The 19,465-nt window shown below is 71.7% G+C and carries 12 protein-coding genes and 2 pseudogenes; 5 read left to right on the top strand and 9 right to left on the bottom strand.

The features are described from left to right. From Aau02nite_RS45610 to Aau02nite_RS45595, 4 genes and pseudogenes are all read right to left on the bottom strand, one after another. A pseudogene (locus Aau02nite_RS45610) lies at window positions 1–452 on the bottom strand (recombinase family protein); the annotation flags it as partial. After that, window positions 389–1,357: a recombinase family protein gene (locus tag Aau02nite_RS45605; RefSeq protein ID WP_212994952.1), complete on the bottom strand. Its 969-nt coding sequence runs from the start codon at window positions 1,355–1,357 to the stop codon at window positions 389–391. The pseudogene Aau02nite_RS45610 and the gene Aau02nite_RS45605, both read right to left, overlap by 64 nt. Before the next feature lie 317 nt (window positions 1,358–1,674). Next, window positions 1,675–4,146: a DUF5005 domain-containing protein gene (locus tag Aau02nite_RS45600; protein ID WP_212994951.1), complete on the bottom strand. Its 2,472-nt coding sequence runs from the start codon at window positions 4,144–4,146 to the stop codon at window positions 1,675–1,677. 3 nt (window positions 4,147–4,149) lie between these two features. After that, window positions 4,150–5,364, bottom strand: coding sequence for an MATE family efflux transporter (locus Aau02nite_RS45595; protein ID WP_212994950.1), 1,215 nt, complete (start codon window positions 5,362–5,364; stop codon window positions 4,150–4,152). A gap of 68 nt (window positions 5,365–5,432) precedes the next feature. On the opposite strand from Aau02nite_RS45595, the pseudogene Aau02nite_RS45590 reads away from it, so the two are divergent. Together Aau02nite_RS45590 and Aau02nite_RS45585 are read left to right on the top strand one after the other, a co-directional pair. Next, window positions 5,433–6,935: pseudogene (locus Aau02nite_RS45590) on the top strand (MmpA family trehalose lipid delivery protein); the annotation flags it as partial. A gap of 75 nt (window positions 6,936–7,010) precedes the next feature. Further along, entirely contained in the window at window positions 7,011–7,172 is a 162-nt protein-coding gene (locus tag Aau02nite_RS45585) for a hypothetical protein (RefSeq protein ID WP_212994948.1), read from the top strand. Here Aau02nite_RS45585 and Aau02nite_RS45580 read toward each other — a convergent pair. Further along, window positions 7,157–8,356 (bottom strand): glycosyltransferase family 4 protein, encoded by a 1,200-nt coding sequence (locus Aau02nite_RS45580; protein ID WP_212994947.1) that lies wholly within the window; start codon window positions 8,354–8,356, stop codon window positions 7,157–7,159. The genes Aau02nite_RS45585 and Aau02nite_RS45580 overlap by 16 nt on opposite strands. Before the next feature lie 98 nt (window positions 8,357–8,454). On the opposite strand from Aau02nite_RS45580, the gene Aau02nite_RS45575 reads away from it, so the two are divergent. After that, complete coding sequence (locus tag Aau02nite_RS45575; protein WP_212994946.1) at window positions 8,455–12,696, top strand: alpha-(1->3)-arabinofuranosyltransferase; 4,242 nt, start codon at window positions 8,455–8,457, stop codon at window positions 12,694–12,696. On the opposite strand, the gene Aau02nite_RS45570 is transcribed toward Aau02nite_RS45575, so the two are convergent. Next, window positions 12,585–13,784 carry an acyltransferase family protein gene (locus tag Aau02nite_RS45570; RefSeq protein WP_212994945.1) on the bottom strand — a complete coding sequence of 400 codons (1,200 nt, stop codon included), beginning with the start codon at window positions 13,782–13,784 and terminating at the stop codon, window positions 12,585–12,587. The two genes, Aau02nite_RS45575 and Aau02nite_RS45570, sit on opposite strands and share 112 nt — an antisense overlap. A gap of 110 nt (window positions 13,785–13,894) precedes the next feature. Between Aau02nite_RS45570 and pgfA the strand changes: the two genes are divergently transcribed. Beyond that, window positions 13,895–14,950 carry a cell envelope lipid trafficking protein PgfA gene (pgfA, locus tag Aau02nite_RS45565; protein ID WP_212994944.1) on the top strand — a complete coding sequence of 352 codons (1,056 nt, stop codon included), beginning with the start codon at window positions 13,895–13,897 and terminating at the stop codon, window positions 14,948–14,950. A gap of 63 nt (window positions 14,951–15,013) precedes the next feature. On the opposite strand, the gene Aau02nite_RS45560 is transcribed toward pgfA, so the two are convergent. The 3 genes from Aau02nite_RS45560 to Aau02nite_RS45550 form a co-directional block, all read right to left on the bottom strand. Then, window positions 15,014–16,894, bottom strand: a complete 1,881-nt coding sequence (locus Aau02nite_RS45560) for a glycosyltransferase family protein (RefSeq protein ID WP_438841239.1) — start codon at window positions 16,892–16,894, stop codon at window positions 15,014–15,016. A 173-nt stretch (window positions 16,895–17,067) separates the two neighbouring features. Then, window positions 17,068–17,697, bottom strand: coding sequence for an HAD family hydrolase (locus Aau02nite_RS45555; RefSeq protein WP_212994943.1), 630 nt, complete (start codon window positions 17,695–17,697; stop codon window positions 17,068–17,070). A 5-nt stretch (window positions 17,698–17,702) separates the two neighbouring features. Further along, window positions 17,703–18,458 carry a DeoR/GlpR family DNA-binding transcription regulator gene (locus Aau02nite_RS45550; RefSeq protein WP_212994942.1) on the bottom strand — a complete coding sequence of 252 codons (756 nt, stop codon included), beginning with the start codon at window positions 18,456–18,458 and terminating at the stop codon, window positions 17,703–17,705. A gap of 123 nt (window positions 18,459–18,581) precedes the next feature. Here Aau02nite_RS45550 and Aau02nite_RS45545 point away from each other — a divergent pair. After that, the coding region (locus Aau02nite_RS45545) for an MFS transporter (RefSeq protein ID WP_212994941.1) at window positions 18,582–19,465 on the top strand (884 nt) is incomplete at its 3' end.

The raw sequence follows: 19,465 nt of genomic DNA, 5'->3' as shown, positions 1-19,465 counted from the left end.
ATCGTGTTAGGAGCTCTAAGGCCGATGCGGCTGTAGAGCTCCGCCTTGTCGCGTGGATCAGCCCTGCGGAGGACGGTGAGCAAGCCTCCGAGGCCGTCAACGATCACTGCCATTTGATCTTCGTTGAGGCGCTGAGGTGGGGTGGCGCTGACGCGGAGTGCGGCGGCAGCCGTCGCACGAATCGCGGACGTCTCGCGAATCCAGCCGGCGATCAGCGCGGGGTCACTGCCGGCGTCGAGCGCGGCGCGGTAACTCTCGATCTTGGTGTCGCAGTCCGCGATGGTGCGATTGAGCTGTTCGCTCTCGTCGTTGGCGCGGAAGGCGGCGAGCTGGGCGCGGCAGTGGGCATCAGCCAGGCTGCGCAGGTTGACGGCGAGGGTCTTGCCGCTCAGCTCTCGGCGGAGGAAGCGGTCGATCGGCTCGATGATGGCTTCTTCACGGAGGTAGAGCACCGGCGGGTGAGCGACTTCGTGTTGGCGGACGTAGTCGCGGATGCCTTGCAGCGGTAGTACAGCCGACCGTAATTCGGGTTGCCGACCATTTTGCGGTCACAAAGCCCGCACGTGATGAGGCCGCGGAACAGGTAGGGGCGCACGCTGCGCCTCGGCGCCCGGCCCACGTTGCTGTGCGTGCCGCGCGTCTTGACCGTTCCCTGCGCTCGCTCGTAGAGGTCAGTCGGGATCAGCGGCTCGTGCGCCTCTGCCTTGGACCACACCCAGTCGCTGCGGTCGTTCCAGCGGTGCTTGTTCTCGTGGCCCAGGGCGATGTCCTCGACGTCGATGAGGACTTCATCGGTGCGTTGCTTGTTCCAGACCTGGCGGCCGGTGTAGCGCAGGATGGCGCGGACCGCGGTCGTCTCCCGAACCTCGGTGCGCCTATGCGGGTTGCGCTGGCGGTCATAGGCCGACGGGCACGGAATGCCGTCCTGGGTCAGGCCGCGTGCAATCGTCGTCATCCCGCGCCCAGCGACGTACTCCTCGAAGATGCGCCGCACGACCGGGGCGGTGACCGGGTCGGGTTCGAGGCGGTGCAGGCGCTTGCCCTCTGCGGCTTTGCCGGGGTTGGGATGCGTTCCGGCGTCGGCGATGCGGTAGCCGTAGGGCGGCCGTCCGTGCAGGAAGCGGCCCTCCAGCTCGGTCTGTGCCTTCATCGCGGATCGGACGCGGATCTTGATGCGGTTGCGTTCGCCTTTGCTCATACCGCCGTAGAGCGCCATCACGAGGTCGTGGGCATCGCTTCCTGGGTTGATGACACCGCCGATCTCAGGTAGCCACAGGCTGACGCCGTAGTGCACGAAGACTGGGAAGGTCATGCCGAATTGGCTGCCGTAGAAGGCGCGCTGTGGCTCGCCGATCACTACCGCCTCGAAGTCCCTTGCCGGGCTCTTGATCGTGTCGAGCAGGCGCAGCGCTTCGGGTCGGCGCTTCCATGGCAGCGAGCGGGAAAGCCCGAGGTCGAAGAACTCCGCGACGGCCTCTCCACCGGCTGGCTCGATCAGGCTACGAGCCCGCGAGAACTGCCAGGCTTTGGATGCCTGAACGGCGTTGGGTTTAGCTCTCCAGCCGGACGTCCGGAGCCGTCAGGGCCCGTACCAGGCTGCGGGGACTCATGTCGGTCCTTCTTCATGTCACGACGCCACACCGCACCCTGGCGCCCGCTTCGGTGAGCGTCCCCTCAGGACACGGCTATCGAGGCCGTTTTCGACTTTTCGCCCTCCATGCTCACTACCCGGAACTCGTAGCGGTTGCCCGTGATCAGCAATTCCTTGTCGAAACGGTTGCCCGTCACCGGGAAGGGGTCCTCGCGCCACGATTCGCCGGCCGTCGCGTTGCGCATTTCGATGCGGTAGCTCTGGCCCGGCTTTGTCTCGCGCCAGGTGACCCGGACCGCGCCCGCGCCGGTAGCGACCGCCCGTACGTCGGCCGGCGCGGCTGATGCCTTGGACACCTTCACCGGCTCGGAGCGGGGGCCGGTGAGAGCGGCGACCGCCAATTCGTACTCGTGGCCGGCGCGGAGGCCGTGCACCGTTGCGTGGGTGCCTTGGATCGGGATGTCGTCGCGTTTGAAGTCGCGTTCGCCGACGGTTACGTCGCGGCGGTACAGCCAGTGCCAGGTTGCCTGCGACCGCCAGCGAAGTTCGACCTCGTCGTTCTCTGTGGTGACTTTCAGGTCGGTCGGGGCGGCGACCCGGGCCCGGACGCGGACCGTGGGCGAGGGTGGGCCTGCGCCGCCGTCGTTGACCGCCGCCACCGCGAACTCGTACTCGTGGTTGTGTTTGAGGTCGCGGGCGCGGTGGGTGGTGCCGGTGGCGAGCGCCGGGCTGCCCGGGCGGGTCTCGCTGGCGGTGATGTCCCGGCGGTACACCCGGTAGGCCAGGTTCGGAGCGACCTGGGGCCAGGCCAGGTCGACCGAGCCGTCCGGGCGGGTGGTCGCGGTCGGCGCGGATCGGGGTGCGGCCGGGGGCGCCACCTTGACGGTCACCCGGGACGGCGCGGACGGCTTGCTCTCGCCGCCGCCGCCCACGGCCACCACAGTGACCTCGTAGCTGTGGCCGTTGCGCAGCGGGCCGACCGTGGCGCTGGTGCCGGGGAAGGAGCCCGCCGGGGCGGCCTTCTCCTCGTCTGCGGTCAGGTCGCGGTGATAGACCTTGAAGAGCTGGACGAACGGGACGGGGGACCAGCGTACGGTCACCTGGCCAGTGGGTGTGGTCTCGGCGCGCACATCCTCCGGCGCCGGTGGCGGCGGCACGGTGGCGGTCATCGTCGCCACGTTCGAGAACGCGCTCTCGCCGTGCTTGTTGACTGCGGTCACCGCGAACTCGTACACGTGGCCGTTGTCCAGGAAATCTGAGCGGAAGTCGCGGGCCGCGCCGGGACCAGCGCCGGGCAGACGGACGAAGTGGGTCTGTCCCGCGGTGGCGTCCCGGCGGTAGACCCGGTAGGTCAGGCCGTCGCCCGGCGGCTGCTGCCAGGCCAGGCCCGCGTTGCCGGCGCCCGCTGGGGCGGCGGTCAGCCCGCCCGGCGGCTTCGGCGCCTTGCGCGAGCGCGAGCCGGGCGGCCAGGCGACCTCCACGAAGCGCGGGCGGTAGATGTTGGCGTCCGAGTAAGCGACCTTGTCGTCCAGGTTGTTGACGTTGTACGACATCAGGAGCTTGCCCGGCCGGGCCAGGTCGGGGTGCAGGTCGGCGTCGTAGACGATGTGCCCGGCATCGGTCTCGGGCGCGCGGAACAGGTACCGCGGCCCGGTGAACGGCCCGGTCGGGGTTTCCGCGGTGTACGCCACGAAGTCGGCGCTGAATATCAGGTTGTTCTCGTGGGTGACCAGCACGTACTGCCCGTTCATCCGGCGCACGCCGTAGTTGGTGCCGACGCCGCTGAGCACCCGCGCGGACTCGGCCTCGCGCGGCGACCAGCCGGTCCCGGTCCAGAACTCCCACGGCTTGCGTAGATCGGTGCCGGCCACCCGGGCGATGTGGGCGAACTTCATGGTGCCCGCCGGTTCGGTGCCGTACACGTAGGTGTGGTTGCCGTCCGGCAGCACCTCGGAGCCCCACGAGACGCGGTCGCCCAGCGGCAGCGCCTCGACCCGCTCGGCGCGCAGCCCGGGCAGGTCGAAGACGGCCAGCGCGGTGCCCCGCAGCTGGTGGTCGAGCGGGCCGGCGCCGGTCCGGCCGTACCGGTTGACCAGCACCTGCACGCCGCCGCCGGAGACCGACGCGTCCCCGACCCAGTGGAATTCCTCGTCCTTGTCGGTCGGGATCAGCGAGTTCGGAACAGTGGGGGTCCCGCCGTGCACGGTGGCACCCAGAGTCCTGCCGTCCTGGATGATCGCCGAGTTGTGCACCAGCGGCGACGACGCCGGACGGGACCCGTCCGGGGCCGGGCGGCCCAGGAAGGTGTCCGAGAACAGCCACAGGACCCGGCCGTCGGGCAGTCGCACCGAGGCGGTGCGGTCGGCGCCGAGCCATTGGCCGGAGGTGTCGCCGTACGAGCGGAACATCTTGGTCAGCGTGTCGGCGGCGATTCGGCCGGAGGTGGCGGGCGCGGCCGACGGGCCGGCGGCCGCGGCAGCGGCGAGCAACAGCAGCACCGCCCAGCAGTACAGCAGCCATCGCGGCAGAGCCGGCACCCTGAGACCCCCGTCCATCGGCTATCCGATCGACAGTGTTCCACGCTCCGGTTGCCGGTCGATAACGGCCCGGCGCAGCCGGAGTCCAACCAGGACGGTGGTGCCGGTCAGCGCCGCCGCGGCCGCCCCGAGCGCGCCGAACGCGATGCCGGCCAGGGTGTGCGGCAGGGCCAGCCAGGCGACCGCCACGAAGCCTGCGGTGACGATCCACAGCGGACCCGACGGCCACCGCGCACTGGCCGCGACCTGGGCGTTTATCAGCACGAAGACCAGGCCGTAGAGGGCGCCGGTGGCGGCGAAGACCGGGGCGTACCGGCCCAGCGACGCGTAGTCCGGGCCGCCGGCCAGCCGGAAGGCCAGCCCGCCGCCGGCCGCCGCGGCCGCGGTCAGCACCAGCCCGCTCGCGCCGACCAGGGCGAGGGCGAGCCGCAGGGTACGGGCGTTGCCCTGGGCCAGCCGGGGCAGCGCCAGCACGGTGACCACCTGCGGGGCCCAGAGCGCGCCCTTGGTCAGCACGGTGCCCACCGCGTACGCCCCGGAGGCGTCGAACGGCAGGAACCGGCGCGCCAGCAGCAGGTCGGCGTACGAGACCACGAGCATCGCCAGGGTCGCCGTACCCGCGGTCAGCACGGCCCGGGCCGCGACCGGCGAGCCGACCGGCACCACCCCCGGCCGGCGGGCCAGCACGTGCAGCACCGGCAGCACCAGGATCGCGGTGGCCGCGCCGATCAGCAGCGAACCGGTCAGCCCGGCGTCCAGCGCCAGCCCGGCGACCACCCCGCCGTACCGGCCGCCGGCGAGGATCGCCAGGCCTGCGGCCAGCGGCAGGAACCGCTGGTCACCCTGCATCTCACCGAGCCAGCGGCCGGCCGCCACCACACCGATCGTGGAGACCCCCGCGAGTACCGTGGCCAGCGCCGGCAGCCGCAGCACCAGCACCGCGACCGGCAGCGCCGCCAGCAGCGCGCCGGCGGTCACCGCCACGGTCAGCACCGCTGACCGGGTGGCCGGCGACGGGCCGAGCCGGGCCCGGTGCACGGCCACCGCGATCTGCAGGCCGGTGCTGGCCACGCCCGCGATCGCGGTCATCGCCAGCAGCGTGGCCAGGGCGCTGAGGTCGGCCGCGGTCAGCAGCCGGGCGCCGAGCACCGGTACGACGTACGCCAGCAGATTCGCCAGCACGCCCGCCGCGGTGACCGCGATCCCCGCTGCGCCGATGCCGTCCCGCCTGGTCATGCTGCCGTCCCGTCCGGTTGTTGCGTAAGGTGACGCCGAGTCACGGCCAGATCGGTGAGGAGGTAACCGTGCGGGACCGACTGGCCCTGCCGTGCACCGCGCTCGCCGTTCTGCTCGCCGTGCTGGCGCCGCTGGCCGCGCCAGGTTACGTGCTCGCCTACGACATGGTCTTCGTGCCGCACCAGCCGCTGCGCGCCGAGTTGATCTGGCCGGCCGCGACCCTGCCGCGCGCGGTTCCACTGGACGCGCTGGTCTCGCTGTCGGCCACGGTCGCGCCCGGCTGGCTGGTGCAGCGGGTGGTGCTGGCGGCGATCGTGCTGCTCGCGGCGACCGGCGCGGGTCGGTTGGTGCCCGCCGGCCGGCTGCTCACCCGGATGGTCGCCGCGGTCGGGTACGCCTGGACGCCGTACCTGGCGGAGCGGCTGCTGCTCGGCCAGTGGGGGCTGCTGCTGGCGTACGCGGCGTTGCCCTGGCTGATCGCCGCGGCCTTGCGCCTGCGCGACGGCAACCGGCGCGCCCTGCTCGGCGTGCTGGGTTTCGGGGCGCTGGCGGCGGTGACGCCCACGGGCGGGCTGATCGCACTGGTCGCCGTGGTGGTGCTGGCGCCGGTGGGCCGGCCGGCGTGGTCGGCCGGCGCCGTCGGGGGAGTCGCGCTGCTCAACGCGCCCTGGGCGATGGCCGGGCTGCTGACCGGCGCGGACGGCCGCAGCGACCCGGCCGGGGTGGCGGCGTTCGCGGCCCGCGGCACCGACTGGACCGGTCCGCTGGGCGCGCTGGCCGGTACCGGCGGCATCTGGAACGCCCAGGCCACCCTGCCCAGCCGCACCTCGCCGCTGGCCGCGGTCGGCACCCTGCTGCTGCTGGCCCTCGCCGGCTACGGCTGGCACCTGCTGCGCCGGCGCCGGGCCGAGCTGGCGATCCGGCTCGCGGTGCTGGCCGCGGGCGGGTTCCTGCTGGCCGTGCTCGCGGTGCTGCCCGGCGTGGCCGGTGGGTTGGAGTGGCTGGTCGCGCACGTGCCGGGGGCCGGCGTGCTGCGCGACGGGCAGAAGTTCCTCATCCCGTACGCGTTGCTGCTCTGCCTCTGCGCGGCGCTCGGCGCCGAACGGCTCGGCCGGCGCCCGGTGCTGATCGGCGCACTGCTGCTGCCGGTCGTGCTGCTGCCGGACCTGGCCGGCGGCGGGTTCGGCCGGCTCCGGCCGGTGTCCTACCCGGCGGACTTCGCCGTGGTCGCCGCGCGGATCGACCGGGAACCGGGGGCGGTGGTTTCGCTGCCCTTCGCCGCCTACCGCACCTACCCGTGGAACGACGGCCGGACCGTGCTCGATCCGCTGCCCCGGTACGTCGATGCGGACGTGCTGGTCGACGACCGCCTGATCGTCGGCGACCGGGTGGTGCGCGGCGAGGACCGCCGGGCCGAGGCCGTACGGGAGGCGCTGGCGGCCGGCCGGCCGCTCTCCGGGCTCGGTGTGCGCTGGGTGGTCGTGCAGCGGGTCGTGGGTGGCGCCGGGATCCCGCCGACCGCCTTGTCCGGCTTCCACCTGGTGCATGCCGGCATTGACCTCCAGCTCTATGAATACAGGTCTTCGCAAACAAGTTACTAGGTGGTAACGTGCCGCGCACGTCGCTCTCGAGAAGGAAGTCGAAAGATGCGCAAAGCACTCCCGCTGGTTCTCGCCGGGACGGTCGCTCTGGTCCTCGGTGTACTCGGCTCGGTGGCGCTGGCGTCCACGCTCACCGGGTCATCGGCCGAGGCGGCGGACACCCTCAAGGGCACCGATGCCGCACCGGGCGTCTACGGCACCAGGTAGTTCTGTCTCACCGGCGACTCTCCGTCCGCCGTCCGGTTCGCGGCCCTCGCTATGAGGGCCGCGAACTTGTCACCCGCCGCGGGCCAGGTGAACTGCGCCGCGTGCGCGCGAGCCGCGGCGCCCATCGCCCGCCGGAGGGTGTCATCGGTCAGCAACAGCCGCACCTTCGCGGTGAAGTCGTCCTGATCGTCCGCGAGCAGGCCGGTCAGGTCGTCCACGAGGGATTCCTCGACCCCGCCGGCACCGCGGAACGCCACGGTCGGCGTGCCCACCGCGCCGGCCTCCACGATGGTCAGGCCCCAGCCCTCCTTCAGCGACGGGTTGAGAGCCACCCACCCCTCACTCATGAGGGTGCGCTTCTCCGCATCGGTGACGAATCCTGCGAACCGCACCCGCTCGGCGATGCCCAGCCGGGTGGCGTGCGCGCGCAGTTCGTTCTCCCACCAGCCCTGGCCGGCCACGACGAGGGACAGGCCGGGCAGTTCGCCGCAGAGCGCGGCGACGGCGTGCAGCGCCACCTCGACCTGCTTGTGCGGAACGAGCCGGCCCAGGGCCACGAGCGAGGGGTACGCGGTGCGGGCCACCGGACCGGTCGTCATGTCAGGAGTGCCGTTGTGGATGATGGTCACCCGTTCCGGGTCGACGCCGAGCACCGCGAGTTCGTCGCGGGTGGCGGCGGAAACCGTGACGTATCGGCACTTCCGGTAGACCCGGGGCGCCAGCTCCGACTCGATCCACCAGCCGATCCGGGCCAACCGCGGGGTGAGCACCACCGGCCACTGCTCGCGGTGCACATGGTGCACGAGCGCGATGACCGGGCAGTGCGCCCAGAGTGGGGAGAGGAAGGGCAGGCCGTTGCCGACGTCGACGATGACGCCGGGGCGCCCGCCGTGCCGCCGGCTCAGCGGACCGAAGCCCAGCCATCCGGCCAGGTACGCCAGCGCCGCGCGCAGGTATACGGTGTGCCGGCCGCCGCGGCGGAGCACCCGCACCCCGTGCGCGGTGACCTCCTCGGCCGGGCCCTCGGTGTGCGCCGCGCAGAACAGCGTGACGCGGTGACCGTGGCGGACCAGCTCACCGGCGATCCGCTCCACGTACACCTCGGAGCCGCCCCCGTGTGGGTTCCGGGTATCGCGCCAATTGAGGAAGAGTACGTGTCCGGAGACGCCTGCCGGTCTGTCCACAATCACCCCTACTCGCGAGTAGCATTCGCGGTTGCGTCACATTATGGGGTCCCTCGGGGACTCCGCAATGCTGGAACAGGAGCAACATGCGCCCGGCTGTGAACTCGACCGTTGCGGTCGGTACCGGAGACGGCGTACCCCGGGCCGTCTGGCGGCTCCGGCTGCTGGCGGTCTGCCTCGGCCTCACGGCGCTGGCGTTCCTGCAGGACCCCGGCCTGCTTGCCATCGACACCAAGGTCGACCTGGTGGTCGACCCGGCCGGTTGGCTCAGCCGCGCGCTGCACGTCTGGGACCCGGCGGGCACCTTCGGCCAGCTGCAGAACCAGGCGTACGGCTACCTCTGGCCGATGGGCTCGTTCTTCCTGGCCGGCAAACTGCTCACCATCCCGGCCTGGGTGATTCAGCGGCTGTGGTGGTCGCTGGTCATGACGGTGGCGTTCACCGGCGTGGTCAAGCTGGCCGAGAAGCTGGGCATCGGTACGCCGTGGGCCCGGATCATCGCCGGTGTCGCGTTCGCGCTCTCGCCCCGGCTGCTCACCGAGCTCGGCCCGATCTCGGTCGAGGCCTGGCCCAGCGCGCTGGCGCCCTGGGTGCTGGTGCCGCTGATCGCCCTGCGCGACGGCGCGCCGATCCGGCGCGCGGTGACCAGGTCCGCGCTCGTGGTCGCCTGCGCCGGCGGGGTCAACGCCACCGCTGTGCTGGCCGTCGTGCCGCTTGCCGCCATCTGGCTGCTCGGGCTGCACCCCGTCCGGCTGCGGCTGCGTGCCCTGCTGGGCTGGGGCATCGCGGTGGCCTGCGCGACCGCCTGGTGGGTGATCCCGCTGCTGCTGCTGGGCCGGTACAGCCCGCCGTTCCTGGACTACATCGAGACCGCCGCCGTGACCACCGCGCCGACCGACCTGGTCTCGGTGCTGCGCGGGGCCTCGCACTGGCACGCGTACCTGGGCGGGTCGTTCGGTGCGGCCTGGACCGCCGGCTGGCGGCTGGCCACCGAACGGCCGCTGATCATCGCCACGCTGGTGGTCGCCGGGCTGGGCGTGGCCGGGCTGGCCCGGCGCGGCATACCGCACCGCTGGTTCCTGATCACCGGCCTGCTCGCCGGCCTGGCGCTGGTCGGCTTCGGGCACGTCGGCGCGGTCGGCGGACTGTTCGCCGAGTCGCAGCAGGCGTTCCTCGACGGGGCCGGCGCGCCGCTGCGCAACGTGCACAAGTTCGACGTGGTGCTGCGCCTGCCGCTGATCCTCGGGCTGACCCACCTGCTCGGGCTGGCCCTGCGCGCGGCCGCGACCGGGTCCGGCGAGGCCCGCGACCGGGCCCGGCTGCGGGCCGGCGTGGTCACCGGCGTCGCCCTCACCGCGGTGGCCGCGGTGGCCGCACCCGCGCTGGGCGGCGGGCTGGCCGCACACGGCAGCTTCCACAGCGTCCCCGGCTACTGGCGCGAGGCCTCCACCTGGCTCGACCGGCACCTCGATCAGGAGCACGTCCTGGTGGTGCCCGGCTCGCGGTTCCCGCGATACCTGTGGGGCAGCCCGAGCGACGAGATCACCCAGCCGCTGCTGAACAGCCGCTGGGGCGTGCGCAACTCGATCCCGCTCACCCCGCCCGCCACCATCCGCCTGCTCGACGCGATCGACGGCGTGCTGTCCAGCGGCGCCGGCTCGCCCGGGCTGGCCGACCTGCTGAGCCGCTCCGGCGTGCGGTATCTGCTGCTCCGCTCCGACCTGGACTACGGCCGATCCGGCGCCACCCAGCCGATGATCGTGCGCCAGGCGCTGCTCCGGTCGGCGGGAATGAGCATGGTCACCGGCTTCGGCCCGTACGTGGGTGGTGGCTCGCTGCCGGACACGTTCGTCGACAACGGGCTCAACCCGTCGGTGCGGGCGCTCGAGGTGTGGGAGGTCAACCGGCCGGTCCAGCCGGTCACCGCGTACGACGCGAGCAGCCTGACCACGGTGGTGGGCGGGCCGGAGTCGGTGCTGTCCGCCGCCGCCGCGGGGGCGCTACCGGCCGGGCCGACGGTGCTGGCCCACGACCGCCCCGCCGACCTGCCCGCCGGACCGGTGCTGCTCACCGACGGCATGCGCCGCAAGGAGGTGGCGTTCGGACTGGCGCACGACAGCGCCTCGGCCACCATGACGGCGGCCGAACAACCCCGGCTCGGCGCGCCCGCCCGCGACTACCTGCCGGCGGGCGGCGACGGGATCGAGACCAGCGTGCGCTACACCGGCATCGAGGCGGTCAGCGCGGCCAGTTCGTTCGCCGACGCGCAGCCGTTGTCCGGGGCGCGGCCGGCCTATCAGCCGTACGCCGCGCTGGACGGCGACCCGGGCACGTCCTGGCGGTCCGCGCCCGGCACCTTCGCCCCCGGCCAGTGGCTGGAGGTGCGGCTGCCGTCCCCGCGGGTGGTCCGCGAGCTGACCATGACCTTCGACCTGGGCGCCGACTCAGTGCCCCGGCGGATCAGCGTGTGGGCCGGCGCGAACAAACCGGTCGGCTACCCCGTCAACGCCACCACCGTCACCGTGCCGCTGACCGGCATCGTGCCGACCGATCGGATCCGGATCACCGTCGACGAAGTGCTGGACGTGCGGTTCGGCTACGGCGGGGTCGGCATCGCCGAACTCGTCATCCCGGGCGTGACCGCGCGGCGCACCCTGGCCGTGCCGCCGTCGCCGGTGCCCGGCCGGGCCGCCGGCATGGTGTTCGCCGCCGCCCAGGCCGTCCCGGCGTGCTACTTCGACGCCGGTCGGGTGGCCTGCTCCGGCGACCTGGCCCGCGGCTCCGAGGACGGCACCCTGATCGACCGCACCGCCACCGTGCCGGTCAGCACGTCGTACGAGATCGGGGTGCGGGCCCGGGCCCGTCCCGGCGCCGCCCTCAACGCGCTGCTCGACGCCGGCGGCGCGGCGGTGACCACCGGCGGGATCACGCCGACCGTGACCGCGTCCAGCATCGGGGTGCCCGAGCCGGCCGCCCGCCCCGGCGCCGCGGTCGACGGCGATTCGGGCACCGCCTGGCACGCCGCCGACGAGGACGAACACCCGTGGCTCCGGCTGACCTGGCCGTCCGCCCGGCCGATCAGCGGCGTCCGGATCCGGCTGCTGGCCACGACCGCGTCCTCCCGGCCCAGTCAGGTCACCGTGCTCGGCGACGACGACGTCCGGAACGGCTTCCTGGACGAGGGCGGCAGCATGGTCTTCGACCGTCCGATGGTCACCGACGAGATCACCGTGCTGGTCTCGGACACCGTGCCGGCCAGATCCTACGATCCGTACCGCAACGTCCACCGTGCGTTGCCGGTCGCGGTCGGCGAGTTCACCGCCCTGCCCGACGCCGAGCCGCAGCGCTTCGCCCCGGACACCAAGCTGACCCTGCGGTGCGGCAGCGGGCCGGTGGTCGACGTCAACGGCGTCAAGCGCACCACCGCGCTGGTGGCGAGCCGCCGCGACCTGGTCGAGATGCGTGAGGTCCCGGCCCAACTGTGCGGTCGGGGAGCCGCCGCGCCGATTCCGGTCAATGCCGGTCCGGCCCGGATCGTCGCCTCCGCCTCGGCGCTGGCCACGCCCGTACGGCTGAGCCTTACCCCGGCCGCCGCGGGGCAGGGCGCCGGGTTGCCGACCACCGAAACCGACCGCCAGACCCCGGTGGAGGTCAAGTCCTGGGGGCCGACGCTGCGCCGGGTGCAGCTGGACGCGTACCGGAACGCGCGGGTGCTGAGCCTGCGGGAGAATCAGAACCCCGGCTGGGAAGCCACGATCAAGGGGCGCACCCTCAAGCCGCTGGTCATGGACGGCTGGCAGCAGGGCTGGCTCGTGCCGGCCGGCTTCAGCGGCGACGTGGTGCTGCGGTTCGCCCCGGACACCGCGTACTCGGCCGCGATCGGCGGCGGCGCCCTGCTGCTCGGCGGGGTCGCCGTGGCCGCGATGCTGCCGGTGCGCCGCAGCCTCCTGCTGCCGGGTCTGCCCGCCCGCCGCTGGCGCCGGCTGCTGGCCGCGCTCATCGGCGGAGCGGCCCTGCTCGCCGTCGGGGGCACCGCGGCCGGCGGCCTGGCCTTGCTCGGTATCGCCGCCGTGGTGACGCTGCGCACGCTGCAACCGCAGTTCGGCACCGACGACCGGCAGCGCCTGCGGCGGGCCGTGGGCTGGGCCGATTTCCTGCTGCCGGTGGTGCTCTTCACGCTGGCCGGCTGGCTGACGCTGAGCACCACCGGGCACACCGCGGCGCTGCCTCAGCTCGCCGCGCTGGCCGCCGCCACCGGCCTCTGGCTCTCGGTGGTCCTGGGCCGCGGCGGCCGGGGCCAGCGGTGGCTCAGGCGCTGGAAGGGGCGCTCCACGACGTAGTAGCTGGCCGTGGCGAGCAGCAGTCCACCCGCCACGGTCAGCACGTAGATGGTCAGCGGGTCGCCGGTGAAGTCCGGGATGTCGCCGATCACGTAGATCCACTGCAGAACGAAGGGGTGCCACAGGAACAGCCCGTACGACACCGTGCCCAGCCAGCGGGCGGTGCCGGAGCTGAACGCCGCCTTCGTCCGGGTCTCCGGCCCGAACGCGATCGGCAGCATCAGCAGGACCGAGAACATCGCGTACAGCAGCATCTTGAGCCCGAACTCGCCGGCGGTGGGCTCGGCGAGGTCGCGCGGCCCGGCGATCGGGGTGCTGGCGATGGCCAGGATTGCCAGCGCCGCCGCCCAGCAGGCCAGCGGCGCCCGGCCCAGGTCGTCCAGGAAGCGCCAGCGGGGCATGTAGTCGTTGCGCAGTGCCGTGTGGATCGAGGCGAGTGCCATGCCCGCGCCGAACCAGAGGGCGTACGCGGGCAGCCACGTCGTGTGCAGCCCCAGCGACAGCAGCCCCAGGCCCATCAGCGTCACCCAGACGCCGGTGATCGCCACGGACCAGGCGAGGATCAGCAGCGGCCGGCTGACCCGCCGCCGCCCGCGGGTCAGCCCGAACGCCAACACCGGCAGCAGCACGTAGAAGGCGACCTCGGTGGCCAGGCTCCAGGTCTGGCTGAGCCCGTCGCTCAGCTGGTTCGGCGCGTAGATCTGGGTCAGCGTGAAGTGCCGGACCCAGTCCGCCCCGGACTCCGGCTCGGCGCGCGGCATCGCGAGCAGCACCACCACCACGGTCACCCAGTACGCCGGCAGGATCCGCATCGCCCGGCGCCAGAGGTACCGCCCGGCGCCGGGCCGGCGGTTCGCGGTGGCCTGGGCGTGCGCGTACGGCCGGTACAGCAGGAAGCCGGAGAGCACGAAGAAGATCGCGACACCGATGTCCAGCCGGGCGAACCACCCGGCCCACGGACCGATGCCGGTGTTGATCCCGGACGCGAAGCCCACGTGGTGCCCGATCACCGCGAGGGCGCCGATGACGCGCATCGCGTCGAGCGCCGGGAGGCGATGAAGGGACCGTTGAGATATCGACGCAGACATAAACCGTCCTAGGGGTCGCGCAACTATGTGACCGGCGAGTAACCTGCGCCCATTATTGGTGATCGGACCGCTCCTGGGATACCGGCCGACAGTCTCGTTGGGGAGGATCTGTGAAGGCTCGCTTGGGCGCCGTGTTGTTCGGCATCGGCGTCTTTGTCTTGGTGATTGCGGCTGGATGTGCGTTCTATGTAGCCCCCGCCGTCGCACGGCTGCCGTACGACCTGGCCATGTGCAAGGAAGGGCAGTCCGAGGGCTGCCTGCGGCCCAGTGTCGCGAGGGCCGAGAACGCGCGGTTCCTGCAGACCAAGGGCGGCGACGCCCCGGTCGTGGCGATCCAGACCGGGACGCTGGAGTCGGTCACCGAGGTGCAGCCCCGGCCCGACCTCACCGAGTCCGAGCTGACCGGAGACCTCGAGGGCGACACCGTCGTCTGGAACGGCTACGGCACGGTGACGTGGCTCGAGCAGAACTACATGGTGAGCCAGTACAAGGCCGAGCTGGCGATCGACCGCGACACCGCGGCCGCCGCTGCCTGGGACAAGCAGTACCTGCAGGACGCGGGCCCGAAGGGCGACTCGAAGGTCACCTTCGTCGGTCAGCACTACAAGTTCCCGTTCGGCACCGAGAAGAAGACGTACCAGTACTTCGACCGCGACCTGCGCAAGGCGCTGCCGATCTCGTTCCAGGGCACCGAGACCATCAAGGGCCTCGAGACCTACCGCTTCCAGCAGATCATCCCCGAGACGCCGCTCAACTTCGCGGCCGACCGGCTGACCGGCCTGCTGAACAACTTCGCACCGGGCGCCACCTCGGGCCAGGTGTCCTACAGCAACACCCGGACGATCTGGGTGGAGCCGGTCACCGGAACCTTCATCAAGGTGCAGGAGCAGCAGAAGAAGACGCTGACTCCGAACACCGGCACGCCGACCGCGCTGCTGGACGGAAACTTCTCCTACACCGACCAGACGATCAGTAACAACGTGTCGTCGGCCGGTGACACCAAGAGCCAGGTGCAGCTCATCAGCCGGAACCTGCCGATCGGGCTGGCCGTGCTCGGCGCGCTGCTGCTGATCCTGGGCCTGATCCTGGTCACCACGGGGCGGCGGTCGGCCGCCCGGCACCGCGCCGAGGAGATCAGCGGGGCCGAGTCCGGCGTCTCGGCGTAACACCCGCACGCACGGCGGGGCAGGCTTCGCGGCCGGCCCCGCCGCTCTGCGTCCGGGCTCAGCTCAGAACGGCTTGAGTACGACTTTTCCGACGCTGATGTATCGGGTGCACAAGGTCACTCCCGGGTCGGCGATGCTGAGCTGCACCGCGTCGCCCTTGGCCTGCAACTTGAAGTAGATCTGGTTGAGCCCACGGCGCACGCCGAACACCTGGGTCGCCTCGCCTAACCGGAACGTCACGGTCGAGTCGCCGGAGCTGACGTATGCGACGTGGATCCACCACGGCCAGTCCTCGGCCGGTGCCTCCAGCGGGATCCGGCGGGCGGAACCGAACGAGACCCGGTGGCCGCACTCGTCGGCGGGTCCGGGGACGATGTCCAAGCCATCCACGGTGGCCGGCCGGATGCGTCCGGTGTCGTCGAACATCGACAGTTGCTCGGCCGCGGTCACGAAGGCGGGTTGCCGCTTCGCCGCACGAAAGAAGTGCGACTGCAGGTTGTCCGGATAGAAGTAGCCGGCAACGACCCGGTCGGGCACGGCGTTGTCCACCAGGACCGTACCGGGCGGCGCCGCGGCCAGCTCGGCCTCCGCCGTCGCCAGGTAGTCGCGCCCGTGTTTGGTCTGCCAGTTGTCGTAGAACCCGGTGAAGCTCCACAGAGTGCCTCCGGCGATGGTCACCGCGACCACAACCACGGCAACCACCCCCACCGCCACGGCACCCGGTTCCCGCAGCACCGGCGGCACCGGCCACGGCCCCGCATCCCGCTCCGCCCGGTCCCGAAGACCCAGCAGAGCGACCCCGACACACAGTGCGGCGACCACCACGACGTCCGCCACGTAGCGGGGAACCAGGCCGGCTATGCTGCCCAGCGCGCTGCCGAGCCGGGTCACGATGAACAGCGCGGTGACCATGGCGACATACGCGAGCAGCAACAGCCACGCCCGGCGCGCCGACGCACGCCGCCGCACGGTCACCACTATCAGGGCCAGGAGCACAGCCCAGGCCGCCCACACGCCCAGCACGGGCGGGTCGACCAGGGCCGGGCCGTCGCCGGCGTACGTCCAGCGCCAGGGACCGCCGAACAAAGCGGGCACCAGGGTCCTGCCGACCAGATCTCCCACGAACGCGACTGCGCCGCCGGGCGATCCGGACTGCTCCAGGCGCGGTGCCGGCCGGGACAGGTAGAACGGCACGTACGCGGCGCTCAGCACGGCCAGCGCCACCCAACCGACCCAGAACCGGCGGATCGCCGCCCGCACGCTCGCGACCGGGCCCCCGTCGCAGAACAGGAGCACGGCCAGCAGAAACACCAGCGGAACGATCAGCAGCGCCTTGGTGTCGAAAGCCAGCCCGAACACCACCGCCAGCAGCACAGCCACCCCATACCGATGCCGGCCGGTACGCGCGTACCGCAGCTGCGCCCCGATGGCCAGAACCATGGCCAGCTGGACGGGCAGCATCAGCAGCCCGACCATCCACAGCGAACTGACCTCCAGGGTCAGCGGGCTGAACACAAACATGCACAGCGGCACCAGCACGGCCCACCCCGGCCGCAGGAGAGCACGCAGCAGCCGGTAGAAGGCCACGCTCACCGCCGCCTGCCCGACGATGAGCAGCAGCATCCAAGGCCAGCTCGCCAGCCCGTCGACCCGCACCAGCAGCCAGGTCAGCCCAAGGCCGGCAGGCATCAGGTGACCGTTGAAGACCTCGAACAGAAAATCGACGGTCAACCCGGTGTCGATCGCCCGCGCCGCGATCACGAACTCGTCCTGGGAGAAGTAACCCCGGGTCGCGATAACCGCCCGCCAGACCACCGTCACCACGATCAGGGCCATCGCCACGGCCCGGACCCGGTCCGCCTGAACCCACCGCTCGAGAAACCCCGGCGCCGCCAATGCCGGGTCCGCAGCGGCGTCATAGTCAGCCAGGTCAGGCTCGGGCATCGACATGACCAGTAGGGTGCCACAGGATTCCGAGCCGTGTGGGCCGGGGCGGAACACCTGCCGGCTGCCGAAGGGCCCGGTATCCGGGTCTGCCGATGGCAATGCCCGACGACCCGCTGGCGCTCGCCGACCTGCTGATAGAGCAGTAGCAGATGCTGCGTCAGCGACAATGGCTACACCGGCGGCGCGGCGACGCGCCGCCGGCACATGTTGATTTCTTGCGCTGTAGTGGCGGGGTCGATGAACAGGTGGGTGTGTATGCCGAGGCGTTGCGCGGCGTGGACGTTTTCGGTGCGGTCGTCGATGAACAGGATTCGTTCGGGTGTTACGCCCAGCTTGTTGCAGCACCAGCGGAAGGCTTCGGGTTCCGGTTTGGCGTGGCCGATGCGGCACGAGAAGGCGATGAGTTCGAAGTGCTGCAGCCAGCGAGTGTGGTGCTGTTCGTAGTAGGTGGCGAGTTCCTCGGGAGCATTCGACAGCAGCGCCAGGCGCACGCCTGAGGCCGCGGCCTGTTCGATCAGGGCGACCATGTCGTTGTTGACGGCGTTCCAGCTCGCGGTGTCTGCGCGGATGAGCGCGCTGATCCGGTCCGCGTCGAATGTGGTACCCAGCTCGGTGGCAATCTGGTGCCAGTGCTCGGCGCCGGTGACCTCTGCTCGGTCGTAGGACATGCGTAGCCGCCAGTAGACGTCCCAGAACGCGGGAGCGGGGACACCGGCGATCTCCACGAGCGCTCGTCGGCCTGCCAGGGATTGGTGGCGGGCGATGACTCCGAAAAGGTCGAACAAGATGACGTCGGGCATGGCGGTCACGCCTTGTGGACGATGGTGCCGGCGCCGACGAGGGCTCGGGTGTCCTCCTCGGCTGCGTCGTCGGTGGTGACAACCATGCTCAGCGCCGAGATGGGCGCCACAAACGCCAAGGTTGTCCGTGAGAGTTTGGCGGGGTCGGCGACGGCGAAGACGCGGTGGGCGGAGGCGATGATCGCGCGTTTGATCGCGGCGTCGGCGAGGTCGTAGGCGGTTAGCCCGGCGGCGGTCAGCCCGCAGCAGCCGAGGACCGCGGTGTCGAAGCGCAGCGCGGCCAATGATGCTTCGGTGAGCGGCCCGGTCAGGGCCAGTTCGTCGGTCCGCGGCTCGCCCCCGGGCAGCAGTAGCCGAAGCTGCGGAGCGCCGGCCAGGGTGTTGGCCGTATGCAGCGAGAGCGGCATGACCGTGAGTCGGCGCGTGGTGAGCAGGCGGGCGACCTCCAGGCAGGTGGTGCCGCTGTCGATGACGACGGCCTCGCCGTCGGCGATCAGGGCGGCGACTGCCTGCGCGATACGGCGCTTGGAGTCCCCGGCTTCCTGCATGCGCAGGGCGAACGGGGGTGCCTCGCCGCGCAGGGTGAGGCTGCGCGCGCCGCCGCGGTAGCGCTCGAGCATCCCGTGTTCGGCCAGCTGTTCCAGGTCTCGGCGCACGGTCATCTCTGAGGTGCCGGTCAGCTCGGCGAGCTGGCCGACGCCGAGCTCGCCGGCCTGCTGCACCGCGTCCAGGATCCGCCGGTGGCGGTCACCGATCATCATGCCGCCATTGAACCCTATCGTCACCGAGAAGACAACGTATCGAACATTTAATCTGTTTGTTACGTTCGAAATTATGTTGATGACGACGTGGTTTCCGTGCTCTGCTGCGGTTTGCGGAACGCCATGACCCCGACCGCCGCCACGTCGCCGGCGGTCCGTGCCGCCGGCGCGGCAACGTACGCTGCGTTCATCGGTTCGGGCTTCGCGTTCGCCAGTTGGGCGTCCCGGATTCCGCAGGTCCGCGACCGCCTCGGCCTTGATCCAGCGGCTCTCGGCCTGTTGCTGCTCGCGGTCGCCGCCGGGTCTCTGCTGGCGCTGCCGCTGTCCGGCCTGGTGGTGACCAGGATCGGCTCGGCGCGCGTGGTCACGGTCATGGCCGTCCTGCTGGGCGTCGGCCTCGCCACGGTCGCCGTCGGCTCGCTCAGCGGCGTCGTACCGGTGGCGGTAGGGCTGTTCCTGGTCGGCTTCGCTCACGGCGCCTGGGACGTGGCGATGAACGTGCAGGGCACCGTGGTGGAACGGCACCTCCGCCGGTCGATCATGTCCCGCTTCCACGCCGGGTTCAGCCTCGGAACGGTCATCGGCGCACTCCTGGGCGCGGCAACGGTGGGCTGGCGCGTGCCGGTCGCCGTGCACCTGACCGCCGTCGCCGTGCTGATCGCGGTCGGTGTGGGGTGGCAAGCCCAGCGGTTCGTCGCCGACCATGAACCGGTCGGACGGCAAGGGTCCGAGCCGGCGCCGACGGCCGGCGCGCTGACTGCCTGGCGGGAACCGCGCACGCTGCTCATCGGGGTGTTCGTGTTCGCCTTCGCCGAGGGCGTCGGGAACAACTGGATCAGCGTCGCCGCGATCGATGGGTACCACGTCTCGGACGCGCTCGGCACCCTGGCCTTCGCGGCATTCCTCATCGCCATGACAACCGGCCGCTGGTTCGGCCCGACGCTGTTGGACCGCTACGGCCGCACCGCCGTCGTGCGCCTCCTAGCTGTGATGTCCGGGGACGTTGG

This window comes from Actinoplanes auranticolor (assembly GCF_018332655.1).
Taxonomy (GTDB): Bacteria; Actinomycetota; Actinomycetes; order Mycobacteriales; family Micromonosporaceae; genus Actinoplanes; species Actinoplanes auranticolor.
This window is presented reverse-complemented; position numbering and strand designations above follow the sequence as displayed.

Coding starts and splice junctions, on each gene's coding strand:
- Aau02nite_RS45600 (WP_212994951.1), bottom strand. CDS start 4,146: ATGGACGGGGGTCTCAGGGTGCCGGCTCTGCCGCGATGGCTGCTGTAC.
- Aau02nite_RS45595 (WP_212994950.1), bottom strand. CDS start 5,364: ATGACCAGGCGGGACGGCATCGGCGCAGCGGGGATCGCGGTCACCGCG.
- Aau02nite_RS45585 (WP_212994948.1), top strand. CDS start 7,011: ATGCGCAAAGCACTCCCGCTGGTTCTCGCCGGGACGGTCGCTCTGGTC.
- Aau02nite_RS45570 (WP_212994945.1), bottom strand. CDS start 13,784: ATGTCTGCGTCGATATCTCAACGGTCCCTTCATCGCCTCCCGGCGCTC.
- Aau02nite_RS45560 (WP_438841239.1), bottom strand. CDS start 16,894: ATGCCCGAGCCTGACCTGGCTGACTATGACGCCGCTGCGGACCCGGCA.
- Aau02nite_RS45555 (WP_212994943.1), bottom strand. CDS start 17,697: ATGCCCGACGTCATCTTGTTCGACCTTTTCGGAGTCATCGCCCGCCAC.
- Aau02nite_RS45550 (WP_212994942.1), bottom strand. CDS start 18,458: ATGATGATCGGTGACCGCCACCGGCGGATCCTGGACGCGGTGCAGCAG.